Source organism: Microvirga sp. M2, from assembly GCF_047497095.1.
Classification (GTDB): Bacteria; Pseudomonadota; Alphaproteobacteria; order Rhizobiales; family Beijerinckiaceae; genus Microvirga.
Genome location: NZ_CP134064.1, coordinates 790,203 through 817,066 on the forward strand (window position 1 = coordinate 790,203; position 26,864 = coordinate 817,066).

At 61.9% G+C, this 26,864-nt stretch carries 24 protein-coding genes; 8 read left to right on the forward strand and 16 right to left on the reverse strand.

The window, feature by feature from the left end; genetic code table 11:
• Nucleotides 1-3: 3 nt before the first annotated feature.
• On the forward strand, nucleotides 4-1,164 hold the full coding sequence (locus RE429_RS23235; RefSeq protein WP_414475708.1) for a M20 aminoacylase family protein: 1,161 nt from the start codon (nucleotides 4-6) through the stop codon (nucleotides 1,162-1,164).
• 245 nt (nucleotides 1,165-1,409) lie between these two features.
• On the opposite strand, the gene RE429_RS23240 is transcribed toward RE429_RS23235, so the two are convergent.
• Together RE429_RS23240 and RE429_RS23245 are read right to left on the reverse strand one after the other, a co-directional pair.
• Complete coding sequence (locus RE429_RS23240; protein ID WP_414475709.1) at nucleotides 1,410-2,630, reverse strand: AI-2E family transporter; 1,221 nt, start codon at nucleotides 2,628-2,630, stop codon at nucleotides 1,410-1,412.
• A gap of 316 nt (nucleotides 2,631-2,946) precedes the next feature.
• Entirely contained in the window at nucleotides 2,947-3,261 is a 315-nt protein-coding gene (locus tag RE429_RS23245; protein WP_414475710.1) for a hypothetical protein, read from the reverse strand.
• 905 nt (nucleotides 3,262-4,166) lie between these two features.
• Here RE429_RS23245 and RE429_RS23250 point away from each other — a divergent pair.
• Genes RE429_RS23250 through RE429_RS23260 form a run of 3 tightly spaced genes read left to right on the forward strand, consistent with a single transcriptional unit; the run spans nucleotide 4,167 to nucleotide 7,917 of the window.
• Nucleotides 4,167-5,240 carry an ABC transporter ATP-binding protein gene (locus tag RE429_RS23250; protein WP_414475711.1) on the forward strand — a complete coding sequence of 358 codons (1,074 nt, stop codon included), beginning with the start codon at nucleotides 4,167-4,169 and terminating at the stop codon, nucleotides 5,238-5,240.
• 33 nt (nucleotides 5,241-5,273) lie between these two features.
• On the forward strand, nucleotides 5,274-6,227 hold the full coding sequence (locus RE429_RS23255; RefSeq protein WP_414475712.1) for an ABC transporter substrate-binding protein: 954 nt from the start codon (nucleotides 5,274-5,276) through the stop codon (nucleotides 6,225-6,227).
• 10 nt (nucleotides 6,228-6,237) lie between these two features.
• A complete protein-coding gene (locus RE429_RS23260; RefSeq protein ID WP_414475713.1) occupies nucleotides 6,238-7,917 on the forward strand; it encodes an ABC transporter permease in 1,680 nt (559 codons plus the stop codon).
• Between the two features lie 233 nt (nucleotides 7,918-8,150).
• On the opposite strand, the gene RE429_RS23265 is transcribed toward RE429_RS23260, so the two are convergent.
• A complete protein-coding gene (locus RE429_RS23265; RefSeq protein ID WP_414475714.1) occupies nucleotides 8,151-9,032 on the reverse strand; it encodes an alpha/beta fold hydrolase in 882 nt (293 codons plus the stop codon).
• Nucleotides 9,033-9,421: 389 nt separating this feature from the next.
• Between RE429_RS23265 and RE429_RS23270 the strand changes: the two genes are divergently transcribed.
• Complete coding sequence (locus RE429_RS23270) at nucleotides 9,422-9,805, forward strand: hypothetical protein (RefSeq protein WP_414475715.1); 384 nt, start codon at nucleotides 9,422-9,424, stop codon at nucleotides 9,803-9,805.
• Nucleotides 9,806-9,854: 49 nt separating this feature from the next.
• Here RE429_RS23270 and RE429_RS23275 read toward each other — a convergent pair whose 3' ends face one another.
• The 10 genes from RE429_RS23275 to RE429_RS23320 all read right to left on the reverse strand — a co-directional run bounded on the left by RE429_RS23275 (nucleotide 9,855) and on the right by RE429_RS23320 (nucleotide 20,653).
• Nucleotides 9,855-10,895 carry an alpha/beta fold hydrolase gene (locus RE429_RS23275; RefSeq protein ID WP_414475716.1) on the reverse strand — a complete coding sequence of 347 codons (1,041 nt, stop codon included), beginning with the start codon at nucleotides 10,893-10,895 and terminating at the stop codon, nucleotides 9,855-9,857.
• A gap of 869 nt (nucleotides 10,896-11,764) precedes the next feature.
• Nucleotides 11,765-12,751: an acetamidase/formamidase family protein gene (locus RE429_RS23280; protein WP_414475717.1), complete on the reverse strand. Its 987-nt coding sequence runs from the start codon at nucleotides 12,749-12,751 to the stop codon at nucleotides 11,765-11,767.
• A gap of 15 nt (nucleotides 12,752-12,766) precedes the next feature.
• Nucleotides 12,767-13,474, reverse strand: coding sequence for an ABC transporter ATP-binding protein (locus RE429_RS23285; RefSeq protein ID WP_414475718.1), 708 nt, complete (start codon nucleotides 13,472-13,474; stop codon nucleotides 12,767-12,769).
• Between the two features lie 3 nt (nucleotides 13,475-13,477).
• Nucleotides 13,478-14,200, reverse strand: a complete 723-nt coding sequence (locus tag RE429_RS23290) for an ABC transporter ATP-binding protein (protein ID WP_414475719.1) — start codon at nucleotides 14,198-14,200, stop codon at nucleotides 13,478-13,480.
• Nucleotides 14,175-15,236, reverse strand: coding sequence for a branched-chain amino acid ABC transporter permease (locus tag RE429_RS23295; RefSeq protein ID WP_414475720.1), 1,062 nt, complete (start codon nucleotides 15,234-15,236; stop codon nucleotides 14,175-14,177). The genes RE429_RS23290 and RE429_RS23295 overlap by 26 nt, the downstream gene beginning before the upstream one ends.
• Nucleotides 15,237-15,239: 3 nt before the next feature.
• Nucleotides 15,240-16,133: an ABC transporter permease subunit gene (locus tag RE429_RS23300; RefSeq protein ID WP_414475721.1), complete on the reverse strand. Its 894-nt coding sequence runs from the start codon at nucleotides 16,131-16,133 to the stop codon at nucleotides 15,240-15,242.
• Between the two features lie 73 nt (nucleotides 16,134-16,206).
• Nucleotides 16,207-17,745, reverse strand: coding sequence for an ABC transporter substrate-binding protein (locus RE429_RS23305; RefSeq protein ID WP_414475722.1), 1,539 nt, complete (start codon nucleotides 17,743-17,745; stop codon nucleotides 16,207-16,209).
• 14 nt (nucleotides 17,746-17,759) lie between these two features.
• Nucleotides 17,760-18,380 carry an ANTAR domain-containing response regulator gene (locus RE429_RS23310; protein WP_414475723.1) on the reverse strand — a complete coding sequence of 207 codons (621 nt, stop codon included), beginning with the start codon at nucleotides 18,378-18,380 and terminating at the stop codon, nucleotides 17,760-17,762.
• Nucleotides 18,377-19,459 carry a transporter substrate-binding domain-containing protein gene (locus RE429_RS23315; RefSeq protein ID WP_414475724.1) on the reverse strand — a complete coding sequence of 361 codons (1,083 nt, stop codon included), beginning with the start codon at nucleotides 19,457-19,459 and terminating at the stop codon, nucleotides 18,377-18,379. The genes RE429_RS23310 and RE429_RS23315 overlap by 4 nt, the downstream gene beginning before the upstream one ends.
• 432 nt (nucleotides 19,460-19,891) lie before the next feature.
• Nucleotides 19,892-20,653 carry an SDR family NAD(P)-dependent oxidoreductase gene (locus RE429_RS23320; RefSeq protein ID WP_414475725.1) on the reverse strand — a complete coding sequence of 254 codons (762 nt, stop codon included), beginning with the start codon at nucleotides 20,651-20,653 and terminating at the stop codon, nucleotides 19,892-19,894.
• Nucleotides 20,654-21,265: 612 nt separating this feature from the next.
• On the opposite strand from RE429_RS23320, the gene RE429_RS23325 reads away from it, so the two are divergent.
• Entirely contained in the window at nucleotides 21,266-22,108 is an 843-nt protein-coding gene (locus tag RE429_RS23325; RefSeq protein WP_414475726.1) for a transporter substrate-binding domain-containing protein, read from the forward strand.
• Between the two features lie 166 nt (nucleotides 22,109-22,274).
• Here the strand turns inward: RE429_RS23325 and RE429_RS23330 are convergent, their stop codons facing one another.
• The 3 genes from RE429_RS23330 to RE429_RS23340 are packed head-to-tail and all read right to left on the reverse strand — an operon-like array spanning nucleotide 22,275 to nucleotide 24,754.
• Nucleotides 22,275-23,177 carry a polysaccharide deacetylase family protein gene (locus RE429_RS23330; protein WP_414475727.1) on the reverse strand — a complete coding sequence of 301 codons (903 nt, stop codon included), beginning with the start codon at nucleotides 23,175-23,177 and terminating at the stop codon, nucleotides 22,275-22,277.
• 12 nt (nucleotides 23,178-23,189) lie between these two features.
• Complete coding sequence (locus RE429_RS23335; RefSeq protein WP_414475728.1) at nucleotides 23,190-23,963, reverse strand: SDR family NAD(P)-dependent oxidoreductase; 774 nt, start codon at nucleotides 23,961-23,963, stop codon at nucleotides 23,190-23,192.
• Nucleotides 23,964-23,977: 14 nt separating this feature from the next.
• Nucleotides 23,978-24,754, reverse strand: coding sequence for an IclR family transcriptional regulator (locus RE429_RS23340; protein ID WP_414475729.1), 777 nt, complete (start codon nucleotides 24,752-24,754; stop codon nucleotides 23,978-23,980).
• Nucleotides 24,755-24,848: 94 nt separating this feature from the next.
• On the opposite strand from RE429_RS23340, the gene RE429_RS23345 reads away from it, so the two are divergent.
• Both RE429_RS23345 and RE429_RS23350 read left to right on the forward strand, forming a co-directional pair.
• The gene (locus tag RE429_RS23345) at nucleotides 24,849-25,589 is read left to right on the forward strand and encodes an SDR family NAD(P)-dependent oxidoreductase (protein WP_414475730.1); all 741 of its coding nucleotides are present in this window, start codon (nucleotides 24,849-24,851) and stop codon (nucleotides 25,587-25,589) included.
• Between the two features lie 99 nt (nucleotides 25,590-25,688).
• Entirely contained in the window at nucleotides 25,689-26,801 is a 1,113-nt protein-coding gene (locus tag RE429_RS23350; protein WP_414475731.1) for an oxidoreductase, read from the forward strand.
• Nucleotides 26,802-26,864 lie beyond the last annotated feature (63 nt).

The following is a 26,864-nucleotide window of genomic DNA, read 5'->3' on the forward strand; positions in this document are numbered from 1 at the left end:
GCCATGACCATGGATATGGATGCCCTCGAACGGGAAATGACCGCGTGGAGGCGCGATCTGCACGCCCACCCCGAATTCGGTTTCGAGGAGAAGCGAACGGGCGCCTTCGTGGCTGCCAAGTTACGGGAGTTCGGCCTCGATGACGTCGCCGAGGGCGTCGGCGGCACCGGCGTCGTCGGCACCCTCAAACGGGGCACCGGCAATCGAGCCATCGCACTCCGGGCCGACATGGACGCTCTGCGCATCACCGAACAGGGCGTGCAGGACTATCGCTCGCAGAACCCGGGCACGATGCATGCCTGCGGCCATGACGGGCACACCACCATGCTGCTCGGCGCCGCCAAGCTTCTCGCGGAGGAAGGCGGTTTCGACGGCACCGTGCGCTTCGTCTTCCAGCCCGCCGAGGAATGGGGCAAGGGCGCGCTCGCCATGCTGGCCGACGGACTGATGGAGCGCTACCCGTTCGACGAGATCTACGGCCTGCACAATATGCCGGGACTTCCGGTCGGGCATTTCCAGACCCGCGTCGGGCCAATCATGTCGGCCGAGGATAATTTCGAGATCGTCCTGAAAGGCGTTGGCGGGCATGCGGCTCGTCCGCACTGGGGTAACGAGGTGCTGGTCGCCGCCTGTGCGACGGTGATGAACCTCCAGACCATCGTGTCCCGCCGCCTGAGCCCGACCGACATCGGTGTCGTGTCGGTCACGGAGTTGATCACCGACGGCACGCGCAACGCCTTGCCGGGGCTCGCCCGCATCCTCGGCGATGCCCGCAGCTTCCGGCCGGAGGTTAGCGCCGAGATCGAGAAGCAGATGCGCGTCATCGCCGAGGGCACGGCCGCGACCTACAATGTCGCCGCCGAAGTCGTCTACACGCGCGAGTTCGTGCCGCTCCTGAACGATGCCGCCCTGGTGGACGAGGCCTTCGCGGCCGCTCGGACCGTGTTCGAACCGGATCACGTCGTGACCGCCCGCGAGCCGATGACGGGATCGGAGGATTTCGCTCGTTTCCTGGAGCACGTCCCCGGTTGCTTCGCCTTCGTCGGTAACGGCAAGGCCTCAGCGCCTCTGCACAACCCGGCCTATGACTTCAACGATGAAGGGTTGCTCTATGGCGCGCGTTTTCACGCAGCCATTATTCGGCAGCGGCTGCCACCGGTCTGACCAAAGCATCGGACGTGAAAAGAGGCTCGAGACCATAGGCCGACAGCATCGGATCTGGGTTCGATTCCACGTCCGATGCCGGAGGCAAGAGGCAGTGAGCGATCCGACGGGCATCGATCGCAGCCAGCGGGAGGGCAGGCCTTCACACGGTCACGATCAAGGACCAGATCGACCCCCGGGCCGAAATTCCTGAGAGCCCGCATCGGGCAGGATACCACCGGTTCTTGGCGGCGAGGCAGATCGGCTTAGGTGATCGTCGTGTCCCTGGCGGCCCCGAGCTTTTTATTCGGGCGAATGACCATTGCGCCCCGTCGCCCTACGATGCGGCTGGCATCGGCGGATCGCCTGATCTCGCCTTCTCCGAGGGATAGCGGTGCGGAAGCAGGTGCGGCGGATGCGGATGACGCCGGCATGGCGTCCGGATCCGGACTTGCGAGCGATCTCCGCATGGCGAACCGCAGAATCACGCCCAGCGACGCAGCGAGTGGGATTGCAACCAGCAGGCCGACGAAGCCGAACAGATACCCGAAGGCGAATAGCGCAAATATGAGCCAGACCGGGTTAAGCTTGACCCGATTCCCGATGATGCGTGGCGACAGGACGTAGTCGGCAAGGATTTCCCCGATCAGGAAAGTGCCGGCTACGGCGGCCAGGGGTGTCCAGTCAGGCCAGAACTGGGCGATGGCGACACAGGTCGCGACGGCGAGGCCAACGCCGAGTCCGAGGAAAGGAACGAAACTGATCAGGCCGGCCGTAATTCCGATCAGAACGGCATGGTTGAGGCCCGTCAGCCGCAGGGCAGCGGCGTAGAACAGGGCCAGGATAAGACAGATAACGATCTGCCCGCGCACGAAACCAGCCACCGTCTCGTGGATCTCCCGCCCGAGGGCCCGAACCTCCTCGCGGTGCTTGGCCGATACCCAGCCGTCAATCATCGCCGTCATTCGCGCCCAGTCGATCAGAAGATAGATGCTGACGATCGGAACCACCACGAGCAGTGACAGAAGCGAGAACAGAGCCTTCCCGCCCGACCATGCCGAGCGGAGGAGGTCGTCAAGCCAGGCGCTGCCTGTCGCTGCCATCGCGTGGGTGGCCGAGTCCTCGATCCGGAGTTCCTGACCCAAGAGAGCATGGAGCCAGGGTTGGCTCGTGTCGGCCATGAGAGCCTGGACCCGCGTGATATAGCGAGGGAACTCGTCGATGAAGAATCGCAGTTCCCCGATGAGAGCCGGGAGCATCACCAGCACGAGACCGACGAAACCGACGACCAGAAGCAGCACGAGCATCAGGGCTGCGAGCGAGCGATTGATTCCGACCTGCTCCAATCTGTCGACGACCGGGGCCAAAAGGTAGGCAAGCGTCATACCGACTGCGAATGGCAGCAGGATCGGACGCAGCAGCACCAGCATCAGGAGCGCGATGGTGACGACCGTGATCCAGAATATGGTGGGACGTGCGACCGTCATCGCTTCTCTCTTTGCCCCGGAGCAGGTTCCGGTCGAGGTGGCAGGACGAACGGCCTTCCGGATCATGGCCTTGATGATGCCGGAGTTCGACCTGCACTAGCGCATCGTGCGAAAAAGGGACCCCGGTTTTTCTCAAGAACCATGCGCCGGTCTATCGTGGGAGCATCGGATCGATCCCGAAAGTGCCAATTCACTTTTCACGTCCCATGCTCTGGGGTTGCACACAATTCCGGCCCGTGGCGGATAGCGGCAAACCCTGCTTCGGGTCCCATCGGGGCCTCCGTACCGGCCGACTGCGAATCTAGGCCCGCACCTTCTACCGATTCAGTGCACCGCGCGCGGCGTCGAGCAACTTTCCGCAGGTCGCCGCGTCGCCTGCCTGGTCCGCCGCGCGCGCCTGGCCGAGCAATGAAAGAGCTTGTCCATATCCCGCACCTTCGCCAAGCTCCTTCTCGGCGCGGGCGATGGATTCCGGAGTCGGCTGACGATGCGCCGTCACCTCCGTGCTCTCGCGGGCCATCCCGCCAGTGCCCGCGGTGGTGTCGATCCGTGCATCGACGACAGCCTGAAGCTGATCGATCATGGCCGAGCAGGGCCCAGCGTGGGCCGAGGTCGGTGCAAGTGCCGCCACGGCTGTCAACATTAAGAACAGAGGGGGCACCAATGGCGCGGCCGTCGCAGACTGTGATGGAGACAATGCGATCATGTGACAGGCTCCTCCCACTCGCATCGGGGTCCTTTCCCGTGCCAATCGGTACAGCGACCGTGATTGACACCTGGCTCAGGGTTGATACCCCAGCCCGTCGCTGCCGAGGATAAGACGGTACGCAGGCCTTTGCTTGACAGATCGAGACAGCGAATGGACATCTTGGGACAACTGCCGGAGACCTGAATTCGGATCGAATTGAATCCACAGGATCGACATCGGGCAGGTTTCGATCCCAGTCAGCCTGCCGCCATCCCCACTATGCTCGCGACCGCATTCCAGATGAAGGCATCAGTCATCCCGTCTGATTGTACCTCTGATTTCAGCCGCCAGGCTTGCGACCCGGTATTCTCCTGGCGCAACAATCCGCTACCGACCTGATGTGGATCAAGAGCGAATTTATTGGGCACCAAAAGGTGTTCGAGCATCTCGCCGCTTAGGACCATAGCCCCACACGTTCAGGCCTCTCCGAGGCCTTTGCGAACAGGATCGCGCCGGATACGCGCGTCTTTGCTTCAGGCAGGTTGAGCTGCGCAGCTTTCACCAGGAGGAAGCTGCCACATGTCCTGTTCACCGACTGCGGCACGCGTCATCGGATCATCGCTCGCCGCATCGAACTCCGAGAAACGGTGAACAATCCACACACCTGCAGATCGTTGCGGTCGCGTCATCATCGATGACAGACCGATCGAAGGCGATGTTGTCCAGGGTCTGTCGATATTTCATGCCATCACGCCACACTCAGGCGTGATACGGCGACGTCGTCACATGTCTGTCATGACATCGCAATAGTTCAGCGGGCGCGGTGTTCCAACTCCAGCCTTCATTTCATGACCCAAATCCGTGACTGTGGCGAGGACGCCGTATCGACAAGAGGACTGGAGTTGCATTTCGGTGAAACCCCTGTCCTCAAAGGAATCGACTTGTCGCTTCCAAAAGGAAGCACGCTCGCGCTGCTCGGCTCGTCCGGTTGTGGAAAGACCACTCTCTTGCGTCTCATCGCAGGGCTCCTGTCACCGACGGGAGGATCCGTGTCCATCGCAGGGCAGGTCGTTGCCGATGTCGCAACAAGGACGTTCCTACCCCCGGAAAAGCGCAATCTCGGCATGGTGTTCCAGGATTATGCGCTATGGCCACACCTGACGGTTGGCGGCAACGTTGCGTTCCCCCTCGAGATGCGAGGTGTCGGAAGGGCGGAAAGGGAGAGCCGGACCTTGCGCGCGCTGGAGCGCGTTGGGCTTGGACCCTACATGGAACGCCGCCCGAGCGACCTTTCTGGCGGACAGCAGCAGCGCGTGGCGATCGCGCGCGCCATCGTCGCCGAGCCGCAACTGATCCTGTTCGATGAGCCGTTGTCAAACTTGGATCGCGAACTTCGTGAGACCATGGTCAGCGAACTGGCGGAGCTCATCGCGTCGCTGCAGCTGACCGCCGTCTATGTAACGCACGATCACGCCGAGGCACTCACCTTGGCCGACCAGGTGGCCGTGATGCGAGCAGGAGAAATCGCGCAGTTTGCCTCTCCGGACATATTGATTGAAAGGCCAGCAACGTCCGAGATTGCAGATTTCCTGCGTCTGGGCGGCACAGCCGATCTCGAATGGCGAGACGGCGTGTGGTTTTTCGCTGGAAGCGACCACGCGGTGACGATCGCACCCTTCCGGGGCGTCCGTCTTGCCCGTGCGCTTCTGCCCCTGGCATCCGTGTCGATCTCCGCGTCCGCACGCCATGCTCTGCACGCAACGGTGCTCCGATCACAGTTTCGCGGCGATAGCCATCTGGCGACGGTCGCGCCCATTGGCCTGACGGGAGTCGAGTTGCAGCTTCTGAGCCACACGCGGCTTCGGCGCGGAGACGAGGTCGGACTTTCCATCGATCCGGACCGAATTCACTGGTTCGGGTAGGAGAAGAAACCCCGAAAAAGGAGGGGGAAAGATATGTTGAAGTTCCTGAAAAGCGCTGCTCCCGCCATCGCGGCAGCCCTGCTGACAGCCAGTGCCGCCCATGCCGATATCACAGTCTACACCGCTGGCCCGCAAAGCCTCATCGACAAGCTTGCCAAAGGGTTCACCGCCCAATCAGGCATCAAGGTCAACGTGTTTCAGGCAACCACCGGTAAGGTCATGGCCCGTATCGAGGCCGAAGCAGCCAATCCGGTCGTCGACGTACTGATCTCCGCATCCTGGGACACGGCAACCGACTTCGCAAAGCGTGGATGGCTTGCGCCCTATACAAGCCCTCATGCTGAAAAGGTGCCGGACTCGCTGAAGACGGATACCGCCGTTGCCCAAGGTGCGTCGGCACTCGGAATCGCATGGAACACCAAGAGCGGCACTCCGAAGCCGAGCGAGTGGGCGGATCTCGCGAAACCCGAGTTCAAGGACCTTGTCAACATCCCCGATCCCGCGCAGTCCGGATCGTCCTTCGAGCTCACGGCAGCACTCGGCGGAAAGGACGATTACAAGCTGTTCAGGGATCTCAAGGGGAACGGCGCCATTGTCGCGGGCGCGAATGCCGAGGCGCTGAACCCGGTCCTGCAAGGAGCCAAGGCCGCCGTTTTCGGTGCGGTCGACTACATCACGTTCGACGGGAAGGCCAAGGGCGAGAGTATCGACGTGATCTTCCCGGCATCGGGCACGGTCATCGCGCCGCGCCCAGCCATGATCCTCAAGTGGTCCAAGCGCCAGGACGACGCGAAGAAGTTCATCGACTACATGCTGTCAGATGAAGGTCAGAAGCTGGTTGCGGACACGTTCCTGATGCCGGCCCGAACCGATATTCCGGCTGCGCGCCCCCTGGTCGGCGACCTGAAGCTTCTCGACTACGATAGTACTGCCGTCTACGGGAAGCGTGAGGAGATCCTGAAGCAGGTCTCCAACATCTTCAAGTGAGCCTTCTCGCATGCGTGTAAAGGACATCGGCGGCACCGCGCCTGCAGCTTGGGCGGCTGGACTCAGCCTCTTCATCGTCGTCGCCGTGCCCTTTGCGGCCATCGTCCTGCAGGCCATTTTCCCTCAGCTTGGACGGGGCTCCTTTGCAGAGCCCCTTTCCCTGCTTGGGCCGACACTTGCGGATGAGCGACTTATTGGAATGGCCGGCAATACCGTCCTGCTCGGCTTCTGGGTGGTGATTGCGTCGGCGCTGCTCGCGGTCCCTCTCGGTGTCGTCCGTGCGCTCTACCGCGTTCCTCTCGCGCCTCTCTGGGACGTCCTGCTTCTCGTTCCATTCATGATCCCACCCTACATCGCCACGCTCGGCTGGATCATGACGCTCCAGCCGAGGGGCTATCTGCAGCAGCTTCTCGGTTTCAATCTTTCGCCTTTTCTTTTCTCGCCGCTCGGCATGACGCTCGTCATGACGTTCAATACCTTTCCGGTGGTCTATTTCGCGGTTTCGCGAACCGTCGAGGCGGTCGGCGCCCGCTACGCTGATGTGGCGCGGGTGTTCGGCGCCACTTCGGCGAAAGCCTTCTATCGCATTACGTTGCCGCTTTCGGCGCCTGGCCTCGCGGCGAGCCTGCTCTTGGTGTTCGCTGCGGCTATCGAGGAATACGGGACGCCGGCGGCCCTCGGACGCAGGGCGGGCTTTCAGGTGCTGGTTACCGGGATCGATGCGCGGGTCGGTGATTGGCCCGTGGATCTACCGGGGGCTGCGATCCTGTCTCTTATGTTGGTTCTGCTGTCGCTGGCCGCTTTTCTCGTGCAGCGCTGGGTTTTGTCGCGCCGATCGTACCAGACCGTTGGCGGTAAGCCTCAGAACGGGGATAAGCGACCTCTCGGTGCTCTGGCCATTCCCGTTTTGGCGGGCTTTTCCATCGTCGCGTTCGCCGTGGCCGGCATTCCGATGCTGGCGATCCTCGCGACGGCGCTCTCGCGCACGATTTCCGGCGGTCTCTCGCTCGACAATATCACCATCGCCAATTTTGCAGGATTGTTCGGCAATCGCGCGGGGGCGCTCGGCGCACTCCTCACCAGTCTGATGCTTGGTGTCGGAACAGCCGTCATCACGGGTGCCGTTGGTGTTTGCGCCGCCTATATCATTGTGAAGACAAGGATTCGCGGGCGCGGGCTGATCGATGTGATGACTGTGATTCCGAATGCGCTGCCCGGAATTGTCGTCGCGGTCGGGTTGATCCTGGCCTGGAACATGCCGGGCCTGCCGTTCACGCCATATAATACCGTGTTCGTTCTTCTCCTGGCCTATTGCTGCATTCTCCTGCCTCAGACGGCCCGATATGCGACCGCCGCTCTCCTGCAGGTCGGCGATAACCTGGAGGCGGCGGCCCGAGTGTTCGGGGCGACGCCGCCGGTGGCTTTTCGGCGTATCCTGCTTCCTCTCGTGTTCCCGAGTCTCGCCTCGGCGATGCTGCTCGTCTTTGCGCTTGCATCGCGCGAACTGGTCGCCTCGATTGTCTTGGCACCCGTAGGAATGCAGACCATCGGAACGTTTATCTGGCGCCAGTTCGAGCAGGGCTCGGTGAGCCTCGGCATGGCAGCGGCCTTTGTCACCATCGTGCTGACGACCGTTTTACCGCTCGCCTTCCTCACGGTCTTGAGAAGAAGCGGCCTTGTGGCTGAATGATGGGGTTGAGCATTGCCGAGCATCGGAGGGAACTCGCAATTCGGCAGATCGAGCGGCTTTTCGATGCCAAGCCCGATCAGATCCTCAGCTGTAAGCGCGGAAATTTGGTCGACCCGGCTGTCCGTGAGGGGTGATCCGCAGTCAGGTGGATGACGAACCAACGGCGGTCCACATGGCCAACATGAGAATACTTCGGGCGGACCCGGCCGCATGGCCGGGTCCGCCGCCTTCTTTCATACCGTGACAGGCGCGGCGGCGGCCGATTGCTGGCCTCCCTTCACATTCTCCCCGCGGACGAAGCCAAGGATCTCCGGGTTCACGATCTCGGGGTGAGTCTGGCACAGGCCATGCGGCAGATCCTTGTAGGTCTTGAGCTTGCCGTTTTTCAGGAGCTTGACCGTCAGCGGCGCTGAATCGGCATAGGGCACGATCTGGTCGTCCTCGCTGTGGATCACCAGCACCGGCACGTCGATCGCCTTCAAATCCTCCGTGAAGTCGGTCTCGGAGAAGGCTTTGATGCACTCATACCCCGCCTTGACGCTCCCCATCATGCCCTGCCGCCACCAGTTGCGGATCAAGCCCTCCGACACCTTCGCGCCTGGCCGATTGAAGCCATAGAAGGGACCGCTCGGAATTTCGAGGTAAAGCTGGGCGCGGTTGGCGGCAAGCGCGGCACGGTATCCGTCGAACACTTCGATCGGGGTCCCGCCCGGATTGGAATCCTTCTTGACCATCACCGGAGGGACCGCGTCGACGAGCACGGCCTTGGCCACCCGTCCCGGTTCGGCGCGCGCCACATAACGTGCCACCTCGCCGCCACCCGTCGAGTGTCCGATATGGATCGCGTTCTCGAGCTTGAGCGTCATGACCAACTCGGCGACATCGGCCACATAGGTGTCCATGTCATTGCCGCCGTCGGTTTGGTCCGACCGCCCGTGGCCTCGCCGGTCGTGGGCGATCACGCGAAATCCCTCCGCCAGGAAGAACATCATCTGGTTGTCCCAGTCATCGGCACTCAGGGGCCAGCCATGGTGGAACACGATCGGCTGAGCGTCCCTGGGGCCCCAATCCTTGTAGAAGATCCGGGTGCCGTCTTTGGTGGTGATGTAAGTCATGGGGATAGAATCCCTTGCCACTAGCCGGCCGGCAGGACCGGCACCGTTGTCTCGTCATTGGACCGATGACGGGCGAGGTAAGCGTCCGTCGAACCATTCGGGCCTGTTCGCGACGACGGGAGCATCGTAGCAAATTCATCGGGATAAGGCAGCTTGCGCGTGTCGGTTTCCATCCTGGCTGCGCGAAAGGGCTGGCGCGTAGTTGACATGAAGGACAATCGGAGGAAGGTGTTCAGGGCCAATTCTGAGGGCACACCACCAGGTCCCTCGTCGATCTTGCGCAGCCCAGTCAGGAATGGCCGCGGAGCAGACAGGCACAGCATGTGCGATCGCACGCTGGGTGAATGCCGTGTTTGTGGCGCAGCCGGCCCATAATCCAGGAGGAGCGCTTGACGAATCGCTCTGACATCCCTCCGGCCCACACCATCAAGCGGATGGATCCGCCCCCACCCTCCGTCCGACCGACCGTGGCGATGCTCCAGGGCGACATCGATAGCGGCCTAACCGGGGACAAGAACCCCATGTTCGATCCCAGCGGAGCCCCGCTCGGCACCGATGATGAGGCCGCCGACACGCCGCCAACTCCGTTCCGGATTGCGCTGGCCCGCTATCATGAGACGGTCGAACGCTGGATCGGAGGCAATTGGGCACCCGATCCTGCTCACGATAAGTGGGAGGGCCTTCCGGTGGGCTTCGTCGGCTTCATTGTCGCGGTGGGCTTGATCCTCGCCGTCGGCATCTGGATGGTCCGGGTCTCGTCGTCAGGGGCCTAGAGCATCGGACGCAAAAGTGGGAACCGGTTTTGCGTGAAAAGAATCTCGTTCAGAAAAATGCCCTTTCGGATTTCCGGACCGACTGACGATACAGCTCGGCGATGGCTGGCACATATGGCTCCTGGAGCATGTGAGGACCATAACAGTGCTTGGGTCCGTAGTAGACCTCGGCATGGGGCGCCACGCGAAGCCACCGGAGCGGCCCCGTCCCCGATCGCAGATAGGCCTTATTGGGAAGGAACAGGCACACACGGCCCGAATAAGGGGTGGGTGCATACCGCCGAAACGCCGCGAGGATCGCGACTTTGAGGCGATCCCGGCGCGCCAGCACCGGATCGTCCTTTGCTGGCCCCTCACCGGTGGGGCTCTCGGCCTGACGTGCCTGGTTACCTTCCCGGCGCTTTCGAAGGCGATTGGTAATATACCAGGTGCGCTCTTCAAGCGACGGTAGCTTCGCCAGCTGTCGCAGGTGCATGGCGACTGCGCTGACCTGGCGGATCGCATAAAACAGCAGCAGGCGGGGCAGAGTCCGATATGTACTCGGATGAAGAGGGCCGAAGAATGCCACGCACCGAACCTCCGCCCCGCGCTGAACGAGGCGCTGCGCCAGTTCGAGAGCGACCGCGGCGCCGGAGCAATAGCCGGCAAGGACGTACGGGCCCCTCGGCTGGAACTCAAGGATCTGGTCGGCGAAGTATTCGGCGATAGCCTCGATGCTCTCCTTCGGCTCGGTTCGACCGTCGAGGCCCGGCGGTTCGAGCGCGAAGAACGGCTGATCCTCGCCCAGATGCCTCGAAAGATCCGAGTACGCCACGGCAGCTCCATCGTGCCCAGGCACGGCATAGATGGGTGTTTGCGTCCCGTGGGGCTGGAGCGGCACGATGGCGGGCTGTTGCCGGTCCGTCGCTGCGGCCATGTTCAGGAACCTGATGATCTCGCCTTTGCGGTCTCGCAGCTGGTCGCGAAACTCCGGCGTGAGCGCGCCCGCGGGCGCATTGCAATGCAGGCGGTCGCCATCCACCCAGACTGTGATGTCTTTGCTCGCGAAGTCAGCGAGAAGGTCCGGGATCTTCATCAGGTCGGTGTTCATAGAAGTTCTCTAATCGCTTCCTTATGATTGACGATGCGGGCACGGAGCGCTCCCGTACGCCGATGTCTTCCGGTATGGCGGTTTCGCGAGGGCAATTCCCTCGGCCCGTACTCGCAGGGCACGCTGGAAAGGGGAAATCCTGTATTGTCTGTCGGTGAGATGAGCATCGGAAACGGCTGGTCTTGGCCGACTCATTGCGAGCAATGAAGAGCCGATGTGATCTTGATGACCTGGAGATCTCTCATCTTCGTCGGTGTATCAGCCTCGACGATAGGGTGTATCTTCCCCATATCGACACCGATTTCAGACGTAACCGGGAGGATGATGACGGCGACATCCCAAGATCGGCAAGCGCCTCTAAACCTGCGTTCTCGGAGACCGGCATTCCGATCCCGGACCTAGGGTCAGCAGCCAAAGTCATAAGTGGGGCCCATACGGTGGGAGATACTAATGCGGGTAAAGCGGGTAAATACATTTCACAAGATCGGGGTGCATCGCGAGTCATAAGAAGTTATCTCATGAAACATTCAAGTTACAGCAGAGGCAAGTAAGCGCTCTCGGATATTTTGATATATGTTCTACATCGAAAGATTCGAACACGACTGGCGGGCGGCCAACGGCTCTTGAGCCTCTGACGCGGCGGTCGAGTCGCAGAATCGCGCGATCCGCACAGATCTTTCTGCGAAATCTGCCCTTGTGAAGCTTAATCACTCGGTGTGGCTGATGACTTGAATTCACTACAGCATCGGATGTGGGTCCGGTTCCACGTCCGATGCTGTCGGCTGGGCCCAATCGGTGCTCCGACCGCTTCCGGCGAGAGGGCTTCCCGGAAGGCCTCCCACTTCGGTCCTTGCTGCGTGCAAGGGCAGTTACGTCAGATATCGTTTCAGAATTGAGGCTCCCAATGTGTACTTGGGATCGACCATATTGCCCAGGCGAACGCGCCCGGCTTGCGTAAGAAGGAAATAGGCCTCCACCTCGTCGTAACCGTAATCAGCGCAAAGCCAGCGCAGAAGCTCGCGATAGGCGATGCGGGCGGCATCCTCCATCGGCCGCGAGCTGCCGATGGACATGATGAATTCCTCGTTCTCAAGGCGGGGCCAGGCGATCGACCATCCCTTGATCAGATCAACCTGAACCGTCGTTGTCGACGGTATCTCAACCGCTACGCCGCAGAGTTCCCCATCCCCCTGCCTCGCATGGCAGTCGCCAAGATAGAGATAGGCGCCCTTGTGGTGCACCGGAAAGTAGGCGATCGCGCCGGGCGCAACGTCGGGAAGATCCATGTTTCCGCCCCAGTAGTCCGGTTGCAACGAACTGACGGCCTCGATCTCCGGCGACACGCCAAGCGTGCCTATGAACGGTTCGTATGGGAGCGTGACCCTGTCGTTGAACTTCACTCCGGCTTCCGTCACTTCCATTTTCTTGACTTTCTCCGGGAGCGGCTTGTTCAGCAGGGCGGTGTTGGTGGTGCCGACAAGCCCGCCGAATTCAGTGATCAAAGCCGTCGTCCCGACGGGTTGCGGCCCGCGCGGCTTGATGGAATGGATGTGAACGCACAGGACATCCCCCTTTTCGGCGCCCTCGACTTCGATGGGGCCGCATTGCGGGTTGAGGAACGGCATATGCAAGATTTCCGAGGGAGAATCGGACTCGGTCTTGATGGCTCCCTCGAAGGCATCCTGGGTCTCGGCGACGACGACGTCTCCGGGCTGGATCCTCAGCACGGGTTCGGCATAGGGGCCGTAGACGTAGTGGTACTTGCCCTGTTTTTCACCGTTCAATTGATGGGTCTCCCCGGACTTGCCGCGAGCCATGCCCTTGCGGGCCATGTACGAGTTCTCTAGCCAGCTCATGGTTCCACTCCCTGCTTAGACCGAAAGGAACTCGGTCAACCTCTCAGTATCGCGTATGTCGCTGTGCTCCAGGCTCGTTACGACGCGGCCCTTCTCGAGCACGTAGGCCCGGTGGGCTGCGGTTTGGATCAGATCGATGTTCTGTTCCACGAGAAGCACCGCAGTCGCCTTTCTGGCGACGAGTTCGACGATGAACGTGCCGATCTGCTGGACGATGCTCGGCTGCACGCCGTCGCTCGGCTCGTCCAGCAGCAGGAGGCTAGGACCGTTCACGAGGGCACGGGCGATCGCGAGCATCTCCTGCTGCCCTCCGGACAGAGTGCCGCCCCTCTGACGCTCCCTTTCGTGAAGGAACGGAAACCAGCCGTAAACCTCGTCCAGTGCGGAGTGTCCACGCCCGGCATTGACGAGATGTCCCATTTGCAAGTTCTCGAGGACGGTGAGGTGCGGGAATATCTCGCGTCCCTGGGGGACGTAGCCGATGCCGCGGCGCGCTCGCAGGTCCGCACGCTCCCGGGTTATGTCCGCTCCCCCGAACATGATGCTGCCGGCGCGGGCCGGAAGCAGTCCGATCACGGTACGCATCAGCGTGCTCTTGCCCATACCGTTCCGTCCGAGCACGCCGACGATTTCGCCCGGATTCACCTCGATGGAGACGCCCTGCAGAACGTCTCCGGTTCCGTATCCCGAGCGCAGGCCGTTGGTCGTTAGGGTCGGGTTCATCGGTCAGGTCCTGCCTAAATAGATACGGCGCACGTCCTGATGCTGAGTGATCTCGGCGACCGTTCCCTCCGCGAAGACGCGGCCTTGGTGGAGTACGGTCACCAGCTGGGCCAGCTCCCGCACGAAGGCGATGTCGTGTTCCACGACGATGATGGTGAGCCCCTCTCCGTTCAGATGCTTCAAGACGCGTGCCGTCTGGAGAGTTTCGTCTGGGGACATTCCTGCGGTCGGTTCGTCCAGGAGAAGAACGTCCGGGCCGCCGGCCAGGGCCATGGCGATCTCGAGCCATTGAAGCTGGTGGTGAGGAAGCTCCCGCGCCGGCCTGTCGAGATCCCTTTCCAGTCCAAACCGACCAAGGACATGTCGGTACCGCGCCTCGGCTCCTTCCGGCCGATCTCCCCTCGGGGCGCCCAGTGCGGTCTCGAGGTTCTGGCGAACCGAAAGAGCATGGTACGTACGGTTGGTCTGGAAAGTGAGGCCCAATCCCCGTCTCACGCGCTGGAAGGCATGAAGCGACGTGACGTCCCGCCCATTGAACCACACCAGCCCGGAGTCGGGCCGGTAGATGCCGCAAAGAAGTGCGAACAGCGTCGACTTTCCTGCCCCGTTGGGTCCGATGAGGCAACGCAGCTCGCCGCGCTTGACGGACAGGCTCACGGCGTCTGCGGCCGTGACGCCGCCGAAGCGCTTCACGAGCCTTTCAGTGGCGAGGATCGTATCCGACATCGTCGACGCCCCTCCTTTCCTTGCGCCTCCAGATGGTGGCCCGCGCGATGGTGACGACGACTCCTCGCGGGAAGAACAGCATCACGATGATGAGGAGGAAGCCGATGATCACGAGCGCCGACTGGTAGCCGGCGGACGACAGGGTATAGGTCAGCCAGTTCAGCGCGTATGTGCTGATCGCGCAGGCCAGCAGGCTGTCACGTCCTCCGACGGCGACCCAGATGACCGGGAGGGAGGCCTGTGCGAGGCCGACCTGCGTCGGCGTGATGTAATTTCCCCATTGGACGTAGAGGACGCCGCTCAATCCAGCCAACATGCTGGCGAGAACGAAGATCGACCACTGCCGGGCACGGATGTCGTAACCGAGCAGCTCGGTTCGCAGCGGATCCTCCCGGATCGCCAGGAGAACCTCGCCGGCATTCGCGTTCACGAGCATCCTGCAACCGATGTAGGACAGGACCACCACGACCAGGACATAGTAGTAGAAATAGGAGCCGAAGAACATCAGATCCCCGAGCTGGAACGGCGGGATACCTGTCATGCCGTTGTACCCGCCGAGCTGAACCTGTCCGACCCGCCATTGATAGCCGGCCGTTTGACCGAGAAATGTCTCCAGAAGCAGGGTGAGGACCAGCGTGAGGATCGGCACGATCCAGTTTTGGACCCTGGCATAGAAGACGAAGTAGCCGAAGACGCCGGCCGCGACGGCGCTCGCGGCCAGCCCACCGACCATGCCGATCAAGGAGCCCCACTGGCTCCCGTTCATGTTCCCGGCGACGATGCCGTAGACATAGGCCGCGATTCCGAAATAGGCGACCTGTCCGAAGCTGAGGACGCCGCCATATCCCCACAGGAGACAGAGACCGAGTGCAAGCGGGATGTTCAGGAGATAGAAGGCGACGTTGTTCGCTTCGAACTCGGTGGCCGTGCCCGGATAGATTGCAAGGGCGGCGAGGACCAGCGCGAAGCCTGCCCAGAAGACGGGCGAGTGGCCGATATCGTTTGTCCCCGTGAGGGTGGTGATGGGTCCGCGCATGGTTCACGCCATTCGTGAACGCCGGTCCTGCCAGCGCTGGAAGGTGGCCGAAATCCCATCGGGCATGAGCCTGATGATCACCAGCGCGGCGAGAAGCAGGGCGACGTTGCCGAGAAATGCTCCGAGCCAGAAGCCGACCGGTGTCTTGACAAGCGACAGGAGGCTGCTCGCCCCCAGCGCGCCCGCGATGACGTTGGTCACCCCTCCCACGACGACGGTGATGAAGGCCGGGGCCACGAACTGTTGGCCCATGAACGGCGCTATGGAGACGGTCGGGGCCAGGAGTGCTCCGCTGAGGCCGGCGAGACCCGCACCGAGACTGAAGGTGAGAAGATAGATCCGGTCCGTATCGACGCCGAGCGCACGGGCGATCTCGGGCTTCTGCATGGTTGCCCGCGCATGCAGACCGAAGCTCGTCCGGTTGTAGAGCAATCCCAGCCCGAAGAGGAGAAGCACGGTCACCGTCACCAGGATCAACCAATAGACGGAGAAGGAATACTGGCCGACGGCCACGGAGCCGCCGGGGATGGGGATCGAGGGCATGAAGGGACCGAGCACCATGAGCGTTCCCTGGGAAAGGACCAGGCTGATCCCCCATGTCACGACGAGAGCCCCCAGTCTTTCACCATAGAACCACCTGACGACGAGCCGCTCGAGCACGGCTCCCGCGAGGGCGACGACGAAGAAGGCCGCGACGACCGTGATCGGGAACGGAATTCCGCGATGATACAGCATGGTGGCCGTGTAAGCCCCGAGCATCATCAGTTCCCCATGGGCGAGGTTGATGATGTTCATCATGCCGAGGATCACGATGAGCCCCAGCCCGGCGAGCAGGAGAAAGGAGGCATTCGTCGCGAGTTGATAGAGAATACTGAAGGCAACCGCCAGGCTGTCCATGATCCGGCCCCGGGGACGTCTCGCACTCGTGGACGCGGCGTCCCGGGGAGGGGACGCCGCGCGGTCGTAAGGTTCAGGCCTTGCCGAACATCGTGAAGTAGGGATCCTCCGCCGGCGTGTATTGCTTGTACTCCGGATGGCGGATCAGGTTCACGCCGAGACGCTGGAGCCACCATGCCTCGATCAAGGGCCAGTCACGCACGAAGCTGACGTTGTGGTTTTCGTCGCAGACGGCGAGGCGTATCGGATGGGCACAGTGGTGGGTGCCGGGCTCGAGGAAGACGGATCCCTCCGGCGCCTCAATGTTCCATCCGAGTTCCAGGGCCTTCTTCACCGTTGCCTGATCGGTCGTGCCCGCGAGGCGGGCCGCCTTGGCGTAGAGATGGATCGTGAAGTATGTGTTCTGCGCCATCTCGCCGATGTACTGATCTTGCGGGAACATCTCCATCCAGCGCTTTACGAAGGCGCGGTTTCGGGCACTGGGAACTTCCATCTGGTACTGGATGGCGTTGTGCATGTTTGCCAGCGACGGGGGCGGGAAGCGCTTGTGCTCGTAGCCCTGCGCCATGTTGACGGTCGAGGCCATCGGGAACTTGAGGCCCGCCGCGGCGGCCTGCGGATAGTAGTTGTGATGGTTCGATCCCACGAGAAGGGTCATCACCCAGTCGGGTTTGGCGGCCTGGACCCTCTGGATGACCTGGCTGAACTCCGAGACCGAGAGCGGGATGAACTCCTCTGCGATGATCTGCCCGCCGACCAATGGGATGAAGGCCTTCGTCCAGGCCGCCGTCAGTTGCCCGAAATTGTAGTCGGCAGCGATCGTATAGCAGCGCGGCCCGAACTTCTCGACCATGTACTGGACTGTCGGGATGACCTGCTGCTCGCAGACCGGTCCAGTGCAGAAGGTGTTCGCATCCGCGACGCCGCCCTCGTACTGGTTCGTGTAGAAGTAGAGCTGGCGGGACTGGTCGACGATCGGGCGGATCGCCTCCCGTTCGGCGCTTGCGAAGCCCGCGACGAGAACGTCGACCTTGTCCTGCTGGATCATGCGGCGCGCGAGCTGTTGCCAGACGGTATTGTTGCTCTGACCGTCGGCCGACACGAGGCTGATCTCACGGCCGAGGATTCCCTTGTCCTTGGAATCCACGAGGATGTCCGCGACCTCCTCGTAGAGCAGCGCGGACTGGTGTTTCTCGCCGGGATCCCCAACGAGGTCCAGATTGGTTCCCTCCTTGCTGATGACGGGCGGCTTGCCGGCGATGTCCCCGGAACTGGCCATGAAGCCCGCGCCTATATTGGGCGCACCCCTGAGTGTCTTGCCCTCGTTGATTTCCTTGACGGCGAGTTGGGCCGCATGGACCTTCTGGAGTCCGTAGACGGCAAGGTTGCCGGACTCGTCTTCGATGAAGCCGAGCTTCACCGGTCCGCTCCCCTGCGCGCGCGCCGTCTGGGTGAAATTGAAGTCCCGAAGATACGTCGGTCCCGTGAATCCGGCCAGGAGGCCGCCGACGGCGGCCGCCCCCTTCAGAAGTGCGCGCCGGTCCGTTTCGAGGCCGCTCGGCGTCACCGTGTCCTGATTTGAGTGTTCGCTCTGGGTCGTTTCGTCGGTCATGCCACGATCCTCCATTATCGTGCTGCTAGGGCATCGTGCCGGAGAGCCGATGGCCCGGCCGCGATAAGTGTCTCTGAGAATTCCTCCACCGTGAGGCGGCGCTTCATGCTTTCCCGCCTCAGGATCCGGTATGCCTGTTCATCGTCGATTCCATATTGTTCGATGAGCGCCACGATGGCTTTGATGACGAAGCGACGGGCACCGTGGCGCGCCTCGAGATCGGCCAGGCGGACCCTCAGCTCGTGGAAGCGCCTGAATTGGTTGGCGGCAAAGAACACCGCCGTATAGATGCCCGTTGCCCGTATCGGCTTGTACACCAATGCGGTGGGCTGGAGATTGAGTGTTCTCTCCAGGCGACTGGGTGTCTCGAGGCCCAGCACCGCGACGGTCGGGATCGGCATCTCTCCGCCTGCCCCGACCGCGAAGGAGCAGTCGGGGGCGTCCGCATCGAAGAACACGATATCGGTAGAGTGAGCGATGCTGCATGCGTCGACGGGTTCGTCTTGCGGGTCGATGACCGTTGTGACGAGCCCGAGCCTCGTCAGGATCTCGACGATGATCTGCCGGTTGCGATCCGGCATATGGACGACGGCAACCCGCATGCCCCGGAAGTTCTTGATGAGGTGCGGTGTCACGACACGATCCTTAGCTGCGGCATCTCGCTGCTCGTGAGGTCTTGCCAGACGAGGTACGGGTCTGGACGGACGGGATGGGGTGACTCGTAGATGATGTCGAAACCCCCGTTCCCATTCGAGATTCCGATTCGGGGGGTCAGGTAACAGTGACGGTTTCCAGGATCGATCCGCACCTTTCCTTGGGGCGCCTCCATGGCGACGGAAGGGAGCGCTGCGAGAACCGGACCCATGTCGGGCGAACCCGCCTGGCGGATGGCGCGTGCCAGAAGATGCACGGCAACGTATGGAGCTTCGGCATCGGCCGATGTCGGGCCCGCATTCGGGAATCGCGTGCGGTAGCGGCCGACAAAGCTCATGTTGCGTTCGCTGTCGATGCTTTCGAAATAAACGCTCGAGCTTATGTGACCGCTGCATGCCTCCGGACCGATTTCCTGGAGTTCGGGTTCCGACAGCGAGCAGCTCGCCACGGGAAGCATTCGCGGCTGGTCGATGCCCCGTGCTCGGGTGGCCCTATGCAGTTCCCGGAAGAACGCGTAGGACGAAACGCCGATAAGGGTATTGAAGATGAAGTTCGGGCGAAGCTCGATGATCTGGTGGATCACGGAGGCGAAGTCCACTTCGCCGACCTGAAAGTAGCGCTCGGCGAGAATCTTGCCGCCATGCGCATGAACCGCCTCCCGCAGGATGCGATTGTTCTCCCAGGCCCAGACATAATTCGAGCCGACGCAGAACGCGGTCTTCCCGCATTTGCGCAGCAGGTAGCCGGTCAGCGGAACGATATGCTGGTTCGGGGAGGCACCGGTATAGACGACGTTGTCGCTTGTCTCGAAACCTTCGTAATGCGACGGGTACCAGAGGACTCCGTCATACTTCTCGAAGCAGGGGAGCACCTCCTTGCGGCTTGAGGACGTATAGCATCCGATGACATGCGTCACCCGCTCCTTGGCAAGAAGGCACTGGGCTCCTTGTGCGTATTCATCACCGCGTCCGCCTGGATCGATCGATATTGCCTCGAAACGGAAGTCGAACCGCGGATCCGATGCGATTTCTTCGATCGCGAGGCATGCACCGCTCTGCATCGACCGGCCAATCGTCTCGTATGGTCCCGTCGTCGAGAAGAGTAGGCCGATGCGGACTACGGCGTGATTGCCCACAATGGCTGCTCCAACAATAATAGCCCGTCACCGGGTGGTGCGGGCTCCGTTGCCGAAACTAAAACTTATGGGGGACGCGAACGTTCTGTTGAGAGACGCGAGCTACGTTGCTCATGCAAATACTCACCCATCTCCTCGAGCCTGTCAAGTTTCAAGAGCAGGACTCGTCTGTCAGATGTGCCGGTTGCAATGCTAACCGAGGCTGTCCGTCAGTATTGGGAAACCTTGAGCATCGGAGTCATTTGGCTTTCCTACTGCGCGAGCTTGGCAGCAGCGATCGAAGACGCTTCACCATAATGACCACGACGCGCTTTGCATGCCGTGCCACTGAAGGCCAGCCAGGACTGGTCTGCGCGGTCAGAGCTGAATGCCCTTGGTCAGCGCGCCGTCGATCACCAGGTTTGTTCCTGTCGTGAAGGATGAGGCCGGGCTCGCCAGGAACACGACGCCGCGTGCGATCTCCTCAGGGGTGGCCATCCGGCCGGTCGGGTTGAGCGAAAGGGCTTCCTTGAACAGGTCGGGAACGTTCTTCTCAATGTTCTGCCAGATACCGCCGTCGAAGTAGGTATTGCCGGGCGAGACCGTGTTCACGCGGATCATCTTGCCGGCGAGCTTGTGGGCGAGCCCCTGGGCATAATGGACGAGCGCGGCCTTGAATGCGCCGTAGGCCGGGCCGGTGAAGTCCACCTCACGTCCCGAGACGCTCGACAGGAACGTCATCGAGGGCGCCTTCGAGGCTTCGAGGTGGGGCATCGCCGCGTTCACGACGCGAACCGTATGCATCATGTCGACCTCGAAGCCCTTCTTCCAGGCATCCTCGTTGTCCTCCACAGCCAGTGCCGAGACGTTGGCGACCACGATGTCAATGCCGCCGAGCGCGGCGGCGCTCTCCTTCACCCAGGATTCCAAGGCCGCTTTGTCGGCGACGTCCAGCGCCTTGCCGAAAGCGGTGACGCCCTTGGCGCGCAGCGCCGCAACGGTCTCGTCGACCTCCGCCTGGTCCCGTGCGCAGATGGAGACATGCGCCCCCTCGTCGGCGAAAATGTCGGCGCATCGACGGCCGATGCCCTTGCTGCCGCCCGTGACAATGGCGCGCAAGTCCTTCAGTCCAAGGTCCACGGCAATCCCTCCGGTTGAATGTGAGGCGGCAGGTTGACGCACCGATGACATGGATCGTGTGTGCATGCCCCTTCGGATGCAAGTAAAATGTCACTGTGATTGGGCATATGCCTCGACGCCGTCGTACGTTCGGCCTCGCGCGAGATAGCGAACGATCATCCTGGTCGTTCCAGCAGCGGGCCGGAAGGATAGGCCGCAACTCCAGTCTGGGCCGACGATTCTGCCAAGCCCCACACGGCGCCCGGGCGCGTCGTCACCGGCAAGCGGTTCTTGACGAAGCCGGCAGACGGCAGGCCAGGCCGAGAGGCGAGCCCCGCACGGGCCGCGATAGCCTCAACGCCGAAAGTCACGGGCGAGCCGGTTCTTCGGGAGTGGTATATAGTCGGGAGGTCCGGGCAGTCGTGTCTGTGCGTCAGCCCTGTTCCGCTCCGCATCGATCCGTCGATCGTTCATATATGAGAACGTCATTCCGCTTTAAGAATACGAGCCGCCCGTTAGACTAGGATCGAAGAACTTTTCGATGAAATCGTGTCCGCTCAGGATGCGAGCGACCTACCGAGTTCAATGAAAAGCACTCGCAAAACCAGATTCTCGCTAGTTGAGGGTAAGTCGATGAGAAACATCAGAGCGATTGGTATAGGAGTTGCATTCGCCGCGTTGCTCGGCGCATCCGTTGCGCCTGTCTCTGCCAAGGAGTGGAAGGAGATCACAGTCGGTGTCGAGGGTGCGTTCCCGCCCTTCAACCTGATCTCGGCGGACGGAACGCTGGACGGCTTCGACATGGATGTCGCCAAGGAGGTCTGCAAGCGCGCCAGCCTGAAGTGCACTTTCGTCGCACAGGACTGGGACAGCCAGATTCCGGCGCTTCTCGCCAGCAAGTTCGACGCCGTGCTGACGATGGGGCCGAATCCGAAGCGCCGTGAAGTCATCGATTTTACCACGCCCTACGCCATTACCCCGAATACTTTCCTGGTCGAGAAGAGCGGCCCGCTCGCGAACCTTCCCGGGGCAGGGAAGGATATTTCCGTCAACGATGGAAGTTCGAAGGAAGTTTTGGATGCCATCCGCGCGAAGCTGAAGGGGAAGACGGTCGGCGTCGCCCTGTCGACCAGCCAGCAGCAGTTCATGGAAGAGAACTTCAAGAACGATGCCGACGTGAAAGCGTACAAGTCGTCCGAGCAGGCTCAGCTCGACCTCAATGCGGGCCGGATCGACGCCCAGTTCGACAATATCGTCTTTGTGACGAGCATGGTCGAGAAGAGCAATGGCACCCTCGTGGCATCGGGGCCGCTCCTGACCGGCGGCATCATGGCGACGAACGTTTGCATCGGGATCCGGAAGAATGAGCCGGAACTGAAAGAGATCCTGGACAAGGCCATTCAATCGGCCGCGGCTGACGGTACGCTCCGCAATCTATCGATGAAGTGGTTCAAGACGGATGTGAGCCCGAAGTAACGGGACCGGGTCCGGGGACTTCGATGGCCCCCGGACCCGCATTCTCTCCAGCGTCGGACGTGAAATCGGAATCACGTCCGACCGCTCTAACATTTTGATCTTGAGCGTCTTTCCACGCAAAACCGGCATCCACTTTTGCGGAAAAGGCTCTAGGGATGCGACACCGCTATCCTGCCGCTTTCGCATGACGGACGACGTCCGCATGGGTGCCGAACCATACATCGGACCGTGCCTTGATGGTCCTGATCAGCTCTTCCAGAATCCAGATGCGCGACCGATGCCCGATGATATCGGGATGCATCGTCAGCTGAAAGATCCCGCCTTCGGAATAGGCAAGTTCGAATTCCTTTGCGAAAATGCTTAGGACGTCAGCCGGCCCGATGTAGGGCCTCAGGCCGGACCAGCGATCCATATGGAGATAGGCGGCATCGTCCCGGATCCATTCCACCGGCAGCTCGATGACGCCTGTCGGCTCGCCGTCCATGACCAGCTCATAGCAATCGTTGTCAGCCATCAGCGACGAATCGTAGAGGAGGCCCATCTCCTTTGTGATCTTCAGCGTGTTGGGGCTGAAATCCCACGAAGGAGTGCGGATGCCGACGGGTCGGGTCCCCGTGATCCGTTCGAGCGTATCGGACGAGCGCATTTGAAGATCCCGCTCGGCCTGCTCCGGGAGGAGCGTGTTGCGCTCATGGATCCAGCCATGGAGCGCAATCTCGTGCCCTTCGTCGGCGAGCTGGCGCTGCTCGTCAGGGTAGAGCAAGGCTGCGACCGCAGGCACGAAGAAGGTTGCCTTGACGTCGAACCTGTTCAGGAGCGTGCGAATGCGCGGTACGCCCTGGCGCGGTCCATACTGCCCTTGAGACATGACGCTCGTCGAGCGTCCGCCATCCCGCAAATCCGCGGTCTCATGGTCCGAGTCGAAAGAGAGCGCGACGGCGCAGCGGGCATTGTTCGGCCATGCCTCCGGACGCAGCGAGCGGCCTGCCCGGACTCCGTTGACGACGCGGCGCCACTGCTCCTCCGGCCACTGCCAGGGCTCCATGGCCGGCTTGCCTGGTTCATCCATACCTATTCTCCATTAATTCGGGCCGCCGCTGACGGGCAGAACCTGACCTGTGATCCAGCTCGCGTAATCGGAGGCGAGGAACAGAACGGCGTGAGCAATATCCTGAGGTTCTCCGAGGCGGCGTAAGGGGATGCTGTCGATCATCGCCTTCTGGCCCTCCGGGCCGTAGGACGCCCACTGCCGCTCGTAATCGGGACTCGTCCGAAGAAAGCCCGGTGCAATGGCGTTCACGTTGATCCCGAAGGGGCCGAGCTCGTAGCCGAGCTGCCGCATCAACCCGAGTTGCCCCGCCTTGGCGCTTGCATAGGCCTGGATGCCCGTGAGGCTGATTCCAAGTCCGGCGCCACTGGAGATCATCACGATCTTTCCGCTGCGTCTTGCCTTCATGCCGGGCACGACGGCGCTGGCGACAAGGAATGCTCCCCTGACATTGACGTCGTAAATGTCATCCCATTCATGCGGCGTCACCTGTTCGACGGGCTTTCTGGTCTGACCTCTGACGCCGCCCGCGACATGGACGAGCACATCGAAGCCACCGCATTGTGCCTCCATCTCGCGAATAGAGTTAGAGACGTCGTCGGAATCGGTGACGTCGAGCCTGCGCACCACGATCTCGCCGCCGCGCTCGGCCCGGGACGAGGCCTTAAGCTCGGCCAGCTCCGCCTCGAGAATGTCCGTTGCATAGACCTTTGCGCCGCGGGAGGCGAAACCCTCGACAATGCCTCGGCCGATCCCTCGGGCGGCCCCCGTTACCAGCACCGTCCGGCCTTCGAAGTAGATATCCATGTCTTTTCCTAAAGCTAAGCGCCCTTGAACCCGAGTTTCGAGCTGAGAAGATGTGTGTGGCGCTGGATCGCGTCGATCATGCGCGCCTTGGAGTTCTCGAAGCGCTGAGTAATGGTTGCCACGTTGAGGGCCGCGATCACCTCGCCGGAGGCATCGCGCACCGGCGCGGCGACGCCGGAGCCGCCCAGATAGGCTTCCTGATCGCAGATGGCGTAACCGTCCCGGCGCACAGTCTCGAGAGTGCGCCTGATCTCGAGCCGGTCGGTGATGGTGAACTGCGTGTGCCGGATGAGACGCTCCCGGCCAAGATAGTCATCCACGCGGTGCGGATCCCAGAACGCCAGCAGCACGCGGCCCATGGCCGTGCAGTAGGCCGGATCCGAGCCGGATAGGTCCGCCTCGAATCTGATGACCTGACGGCTGATGCTTCTGGCAATGGACTTCACGCGTCCGTCGCGCTTGCGCACACCGAGGAAGACCGTCTCGCCCTCTGTATCGCGCAGGTTGTCCATGATCGGCTGCGCAACGGCGACGAGCTGAGCCTCGCGCCCGCTGCTCCATCCCGGACCGAGCCGGCAGGCCTCGTGCAGGCGGTAATACTCAGGCTCCTCACGGGTGACATAGCCCCGCGAGACCAGCGTTGCGAGCAGGCTGTGGGCGCTACTTTTCGGATAGCCGAGCTCGAGCACGATGTCCTTGAGACTCATTGGATCCGTCGAGCGGGCGAGTAGCTCCAGCAGCTCCAGGACCCGCACCGCCGATTTCACTTCAAAGGCTGCCTTCTCGTTCATATATATGAACCATGTTCTCCTTGTCGAACGAGGATCGATCAGGAACACTTCTCCTGTCAAGCGAAACCCGTTAGCAGATCGATGAGAGGCTGAAGTGAATCAGGTTGCAATCGTTACTGGAGGAGCAAGAGGGATCGGGCGCGCATGCGCACTGGACCTGGCGCGGAAGGGCTTCGATATCGGGCTTGTCGATCTGCTCGACAGCGAGATGGCGGCGACGGCGGCGGATATCCGCGCCCTTGGCCGTGACGTCCGTACCTACCAGGCGGACGTGGCCGTTCACGACCGGGCAGGCGAGATCGTGCGCGATGTTCATTCGGCCTTCGGACGAATCGACTTTCTGCTCAACAATGCCGGGCAATCCCAGCCCAAGGGAATCCTCGAAACCAGCGAGGAGGAATTCGACCGCGGCATCGCGATCAACTTGAAGAGCTGCTTCAACTATATCCATCACGCGGCCCCGCTCATGCTGGAGCAGGGCGGTGGGCGAATCGTATCCATGTCGTCGCTCAACGCGCTTTCGGGCGGTGTCACTGCCGCAGTCAGCAAATTCGCCTATGCCGCCGCAAAAGCCGGCATATTGGGCATGACGCGTGCCCTTGCCAAGGAACTAGGGCCGACGATCGCGATCAACGCCATCTGCCCCGGGGTCATCCTGACCGAGATCGGGACCGACGTCACGGCACGAGAGGCAGAGATCGTGAAGGGCATTGCCCTAGGCCGCCTCGGGTGTGCCGACGACGTCGCACGCCTCGTGACCTTCCTGGCGACATCGGAGCCGTGTTTCATCACCGGCCAGACATTCGTCGTCGACGGGTTCCAGTTCAACGTCTGACACTTCGAGGGCTCGGCAGCGTGCGCCCGGATCTTGTGCCGGGTGCACGCTGCGATGCCCTGCCTGGGAATGAACGCCTCGTAGTCTTCGGGATCGACAATGTCCAACCCTCCTGCACTCTTCTCGCCGCTCGAACTCGGCCCGATCGATCTGCCGAACAGAATTGCCGTCGCCCCCATGTTTCAGTACTCGGCTCATGACGGCTGCGCGTCAGCCTGGCACCTCCAGCACCTCATGAATCTTGCCATGTCGGGTGCCGGCCTCGTGATGCTCGAGGCGACCGCGGTGGAACGAAAGGGCCGCATCACGCATGGCTGCCTCGGTCTTTACTCCGACGAGAACGAGCGGGCGCTCGCACAGGTCTTGCGTGAAGCCATGGCGGTTGCCGCACCGGGCACGCAGTTCGGAATCCAACTTTCGCATGCAGGCCGCAAGGGATCGGCTCAGCGCCCATGGGAAGGTGGTAGCGCGCTGCCGAACGCAGAATCCTGGCCTACCCTCGCTCCATCGGCAATTCCGCATCGGGAAGGCTGGCATGTTCCGTCTCAGGCTGACGACGCCGATATCGAGCGGATCGTCGGGGCCTTCGTTCACGCCGCTCTGCGAGCCGTGCGCATCGGCATCAAGGTGATCGAGGTGCATATGGCCCATGGGTATCTGCTGCACCAGTTCCATTCGCCCCTGTCGAACCGCAGAAACGATCGATGGGGTGGGGACGCCGAGCGTCGCATGGCTCTGCCGCTCGCCGTTGCCCGCGCGGTTCGGGAAGCGGTGCCTTCATGCGTGGTGGGGGCACGGATGACAGGCAGCGACTGGGCTCGTGGCGGTTTGGAGCTCCACGACGCGGTGATGCTTGCGAAAGCTCTCAGGGACACGGGGCTGAACTATGTATGCGTGACATCGAGCGGCATCCCCAGTCCCGACTCGACCGTAACAGACCCCGACACCGCACAAATTCCTCTGGCCGCCACCATTAGGGCGGAGACGGGAATCGTCACCCGTGCCGTCGGATTGATCGTGAACCCGGTCGAGGCGAACGACATCGTCGCGAGAGGGCAGGCGGATCAGGTGGCGATCGGCCGTGCTTTTCTCGATGATCCGCGCTGGGGCTGGCACGCCGCTCATCGTCTGGGTGGAACGGTCCGGTATCCCGGGCCCTACGCCTGGGCGACGCCGGCCGAATGGCCCGGAATCGAGAAAGTCCGCCATTGACGAAGGCGGCTTGGTCGGCCCGCCCTGTCACGGTCGCATCGATGGTCGCGGTGCTTCCGAGAG

Bases quoted from the DNA above. Each gene is read 5' to 3' on its own strand.
- RE429_RS23235 (WP_414475708.1), top strand. From the start codon at position 4: ATGACCATGGATATGGATGCCCTCGAACGGGAAATGACCGCGTGGAGG.
- RE429_RS23240 (WP_414475709.1), bottom strand. From the start codon at position 2,630: ATGACGGTCGCACGTCCCACCATATTCTGGATCACGGTCGTCACCATC.
- RE429_RS23250 (WP_414475711.1), top strand. From the start codon at position 4,167: ATGACCCAAATCCGTGACTGTGGCGAGGACGCCGTATCGACAAGAGGA.
- RE429_RS23255 (WP_414475712.1), top strand. From the start codon at position 5,274: ATGTTGAAGTTCCTGAAAAGCGCTGCTCCCGCCATCGCGGCAGCCCTG.
- RE429_RS23260 (WP_414475713.1), top strand. From the start codon at position 6,238: ATGCGTGTAAAGGACATCGGCGGCACCGCGCCTGCAGCTTGGGCGGCT.
- RE429_RS23265 (WP_414475714.1), bottom strand. From the start codon at position 9,032: ATGACTTACATCACCACCAAAGACGGCACCCGGATCTTCTACAAGGAT.
- RE429_RS23275 (WP_414475716.1), bottom strand. From the start codon at position 10,895: ATGAACACCGACCTGATGAAGATCCCGGACCTTCTCGCTGACTTCGCG.
- RE429_RS23280 (WP_414475717.1), bottom strand. From the start codon at position 12,751: ATGAGCTGGCTAGAGAACTCGTACATGGCCCGCAAGGGCATGGCTCGC.
- RE429_RS23285 (WP_414475718.1), bottom strand. From the start codon at position 13,474: ATGAACCCGACCCTAACGACCAACGGCCTGCGCTCGGGATACGGAACC.
- RE429_RS23290 (WP_414475719.1), bottom strand. From the start codon at position 14,200: ATGTCGGATACGATCCTCGCCACTGAAAGGCTCGTGAAGCGCTTCGGC.
- RE429_RS23295 (WP_414475720.1), bottom strand. From the start codon at position 15,236: ATGCGCGGACCCATCACCACCCTCACGGGGACAAACGATATCGGCCAC.
- RE429_RS23300 (WP_414475721.1), bottom strand. From the start codon at position 16,133: ATGGACAGCCTGGCGGTTGCCTTCAGTATTCTCTATCAACTCGCGACG.
- RE429_RS23305 (WP_414475722.1), bottom strand. From the start codon at position 17,745: ATGACCGACGAAACGACCCAGAGCGAACACTCAAATCAGGACACGGTG.
- RE429_RS23315 (WP_414475724.1), bottom strand. From the start codon at position 19,459: ATGCAGAGCGGTGCATGCCTCGCGATCGAAGAAATCGCATCGGATCCG.
- RE429_RS23325 (WP_414475726.1), top strand. From the start codon at position 21,266: ATGAGAAACATCAGAGCGATTGGTATAGGAGTTGCATTCGCCGCGTTG.
- RE429_RS23330 (WP_414475727.1), bottom strand. From the start codon at position 23,177: ATGGATGAACCAGGCAAGCCGGCCATGGAGCCCTGGCAGTGGCCGGAG.
- RE429_RS23335 (WP_414475728.1), bottom strand. From the start codon at position 23,963: ATGGATATCTACTTCGAAGGCCGGACGGTGCTGGTAACGGGGGCCGCC.
- RE429_RS23340 (WP_414475729.1), bottom strand. From the start codon at position 24,754: ATGAACGAGAAGGCAGCCTTTGAAGTGAAATCGGCGGTGCGGGTCCTG.
- RE429_RS23350 (WP_414475731.1), top strand. From the start codon at position 25,689: ATGTCCAACCCTCCTGCACTCTTCTCGCCGCTCGAACTCGGCCCGATC.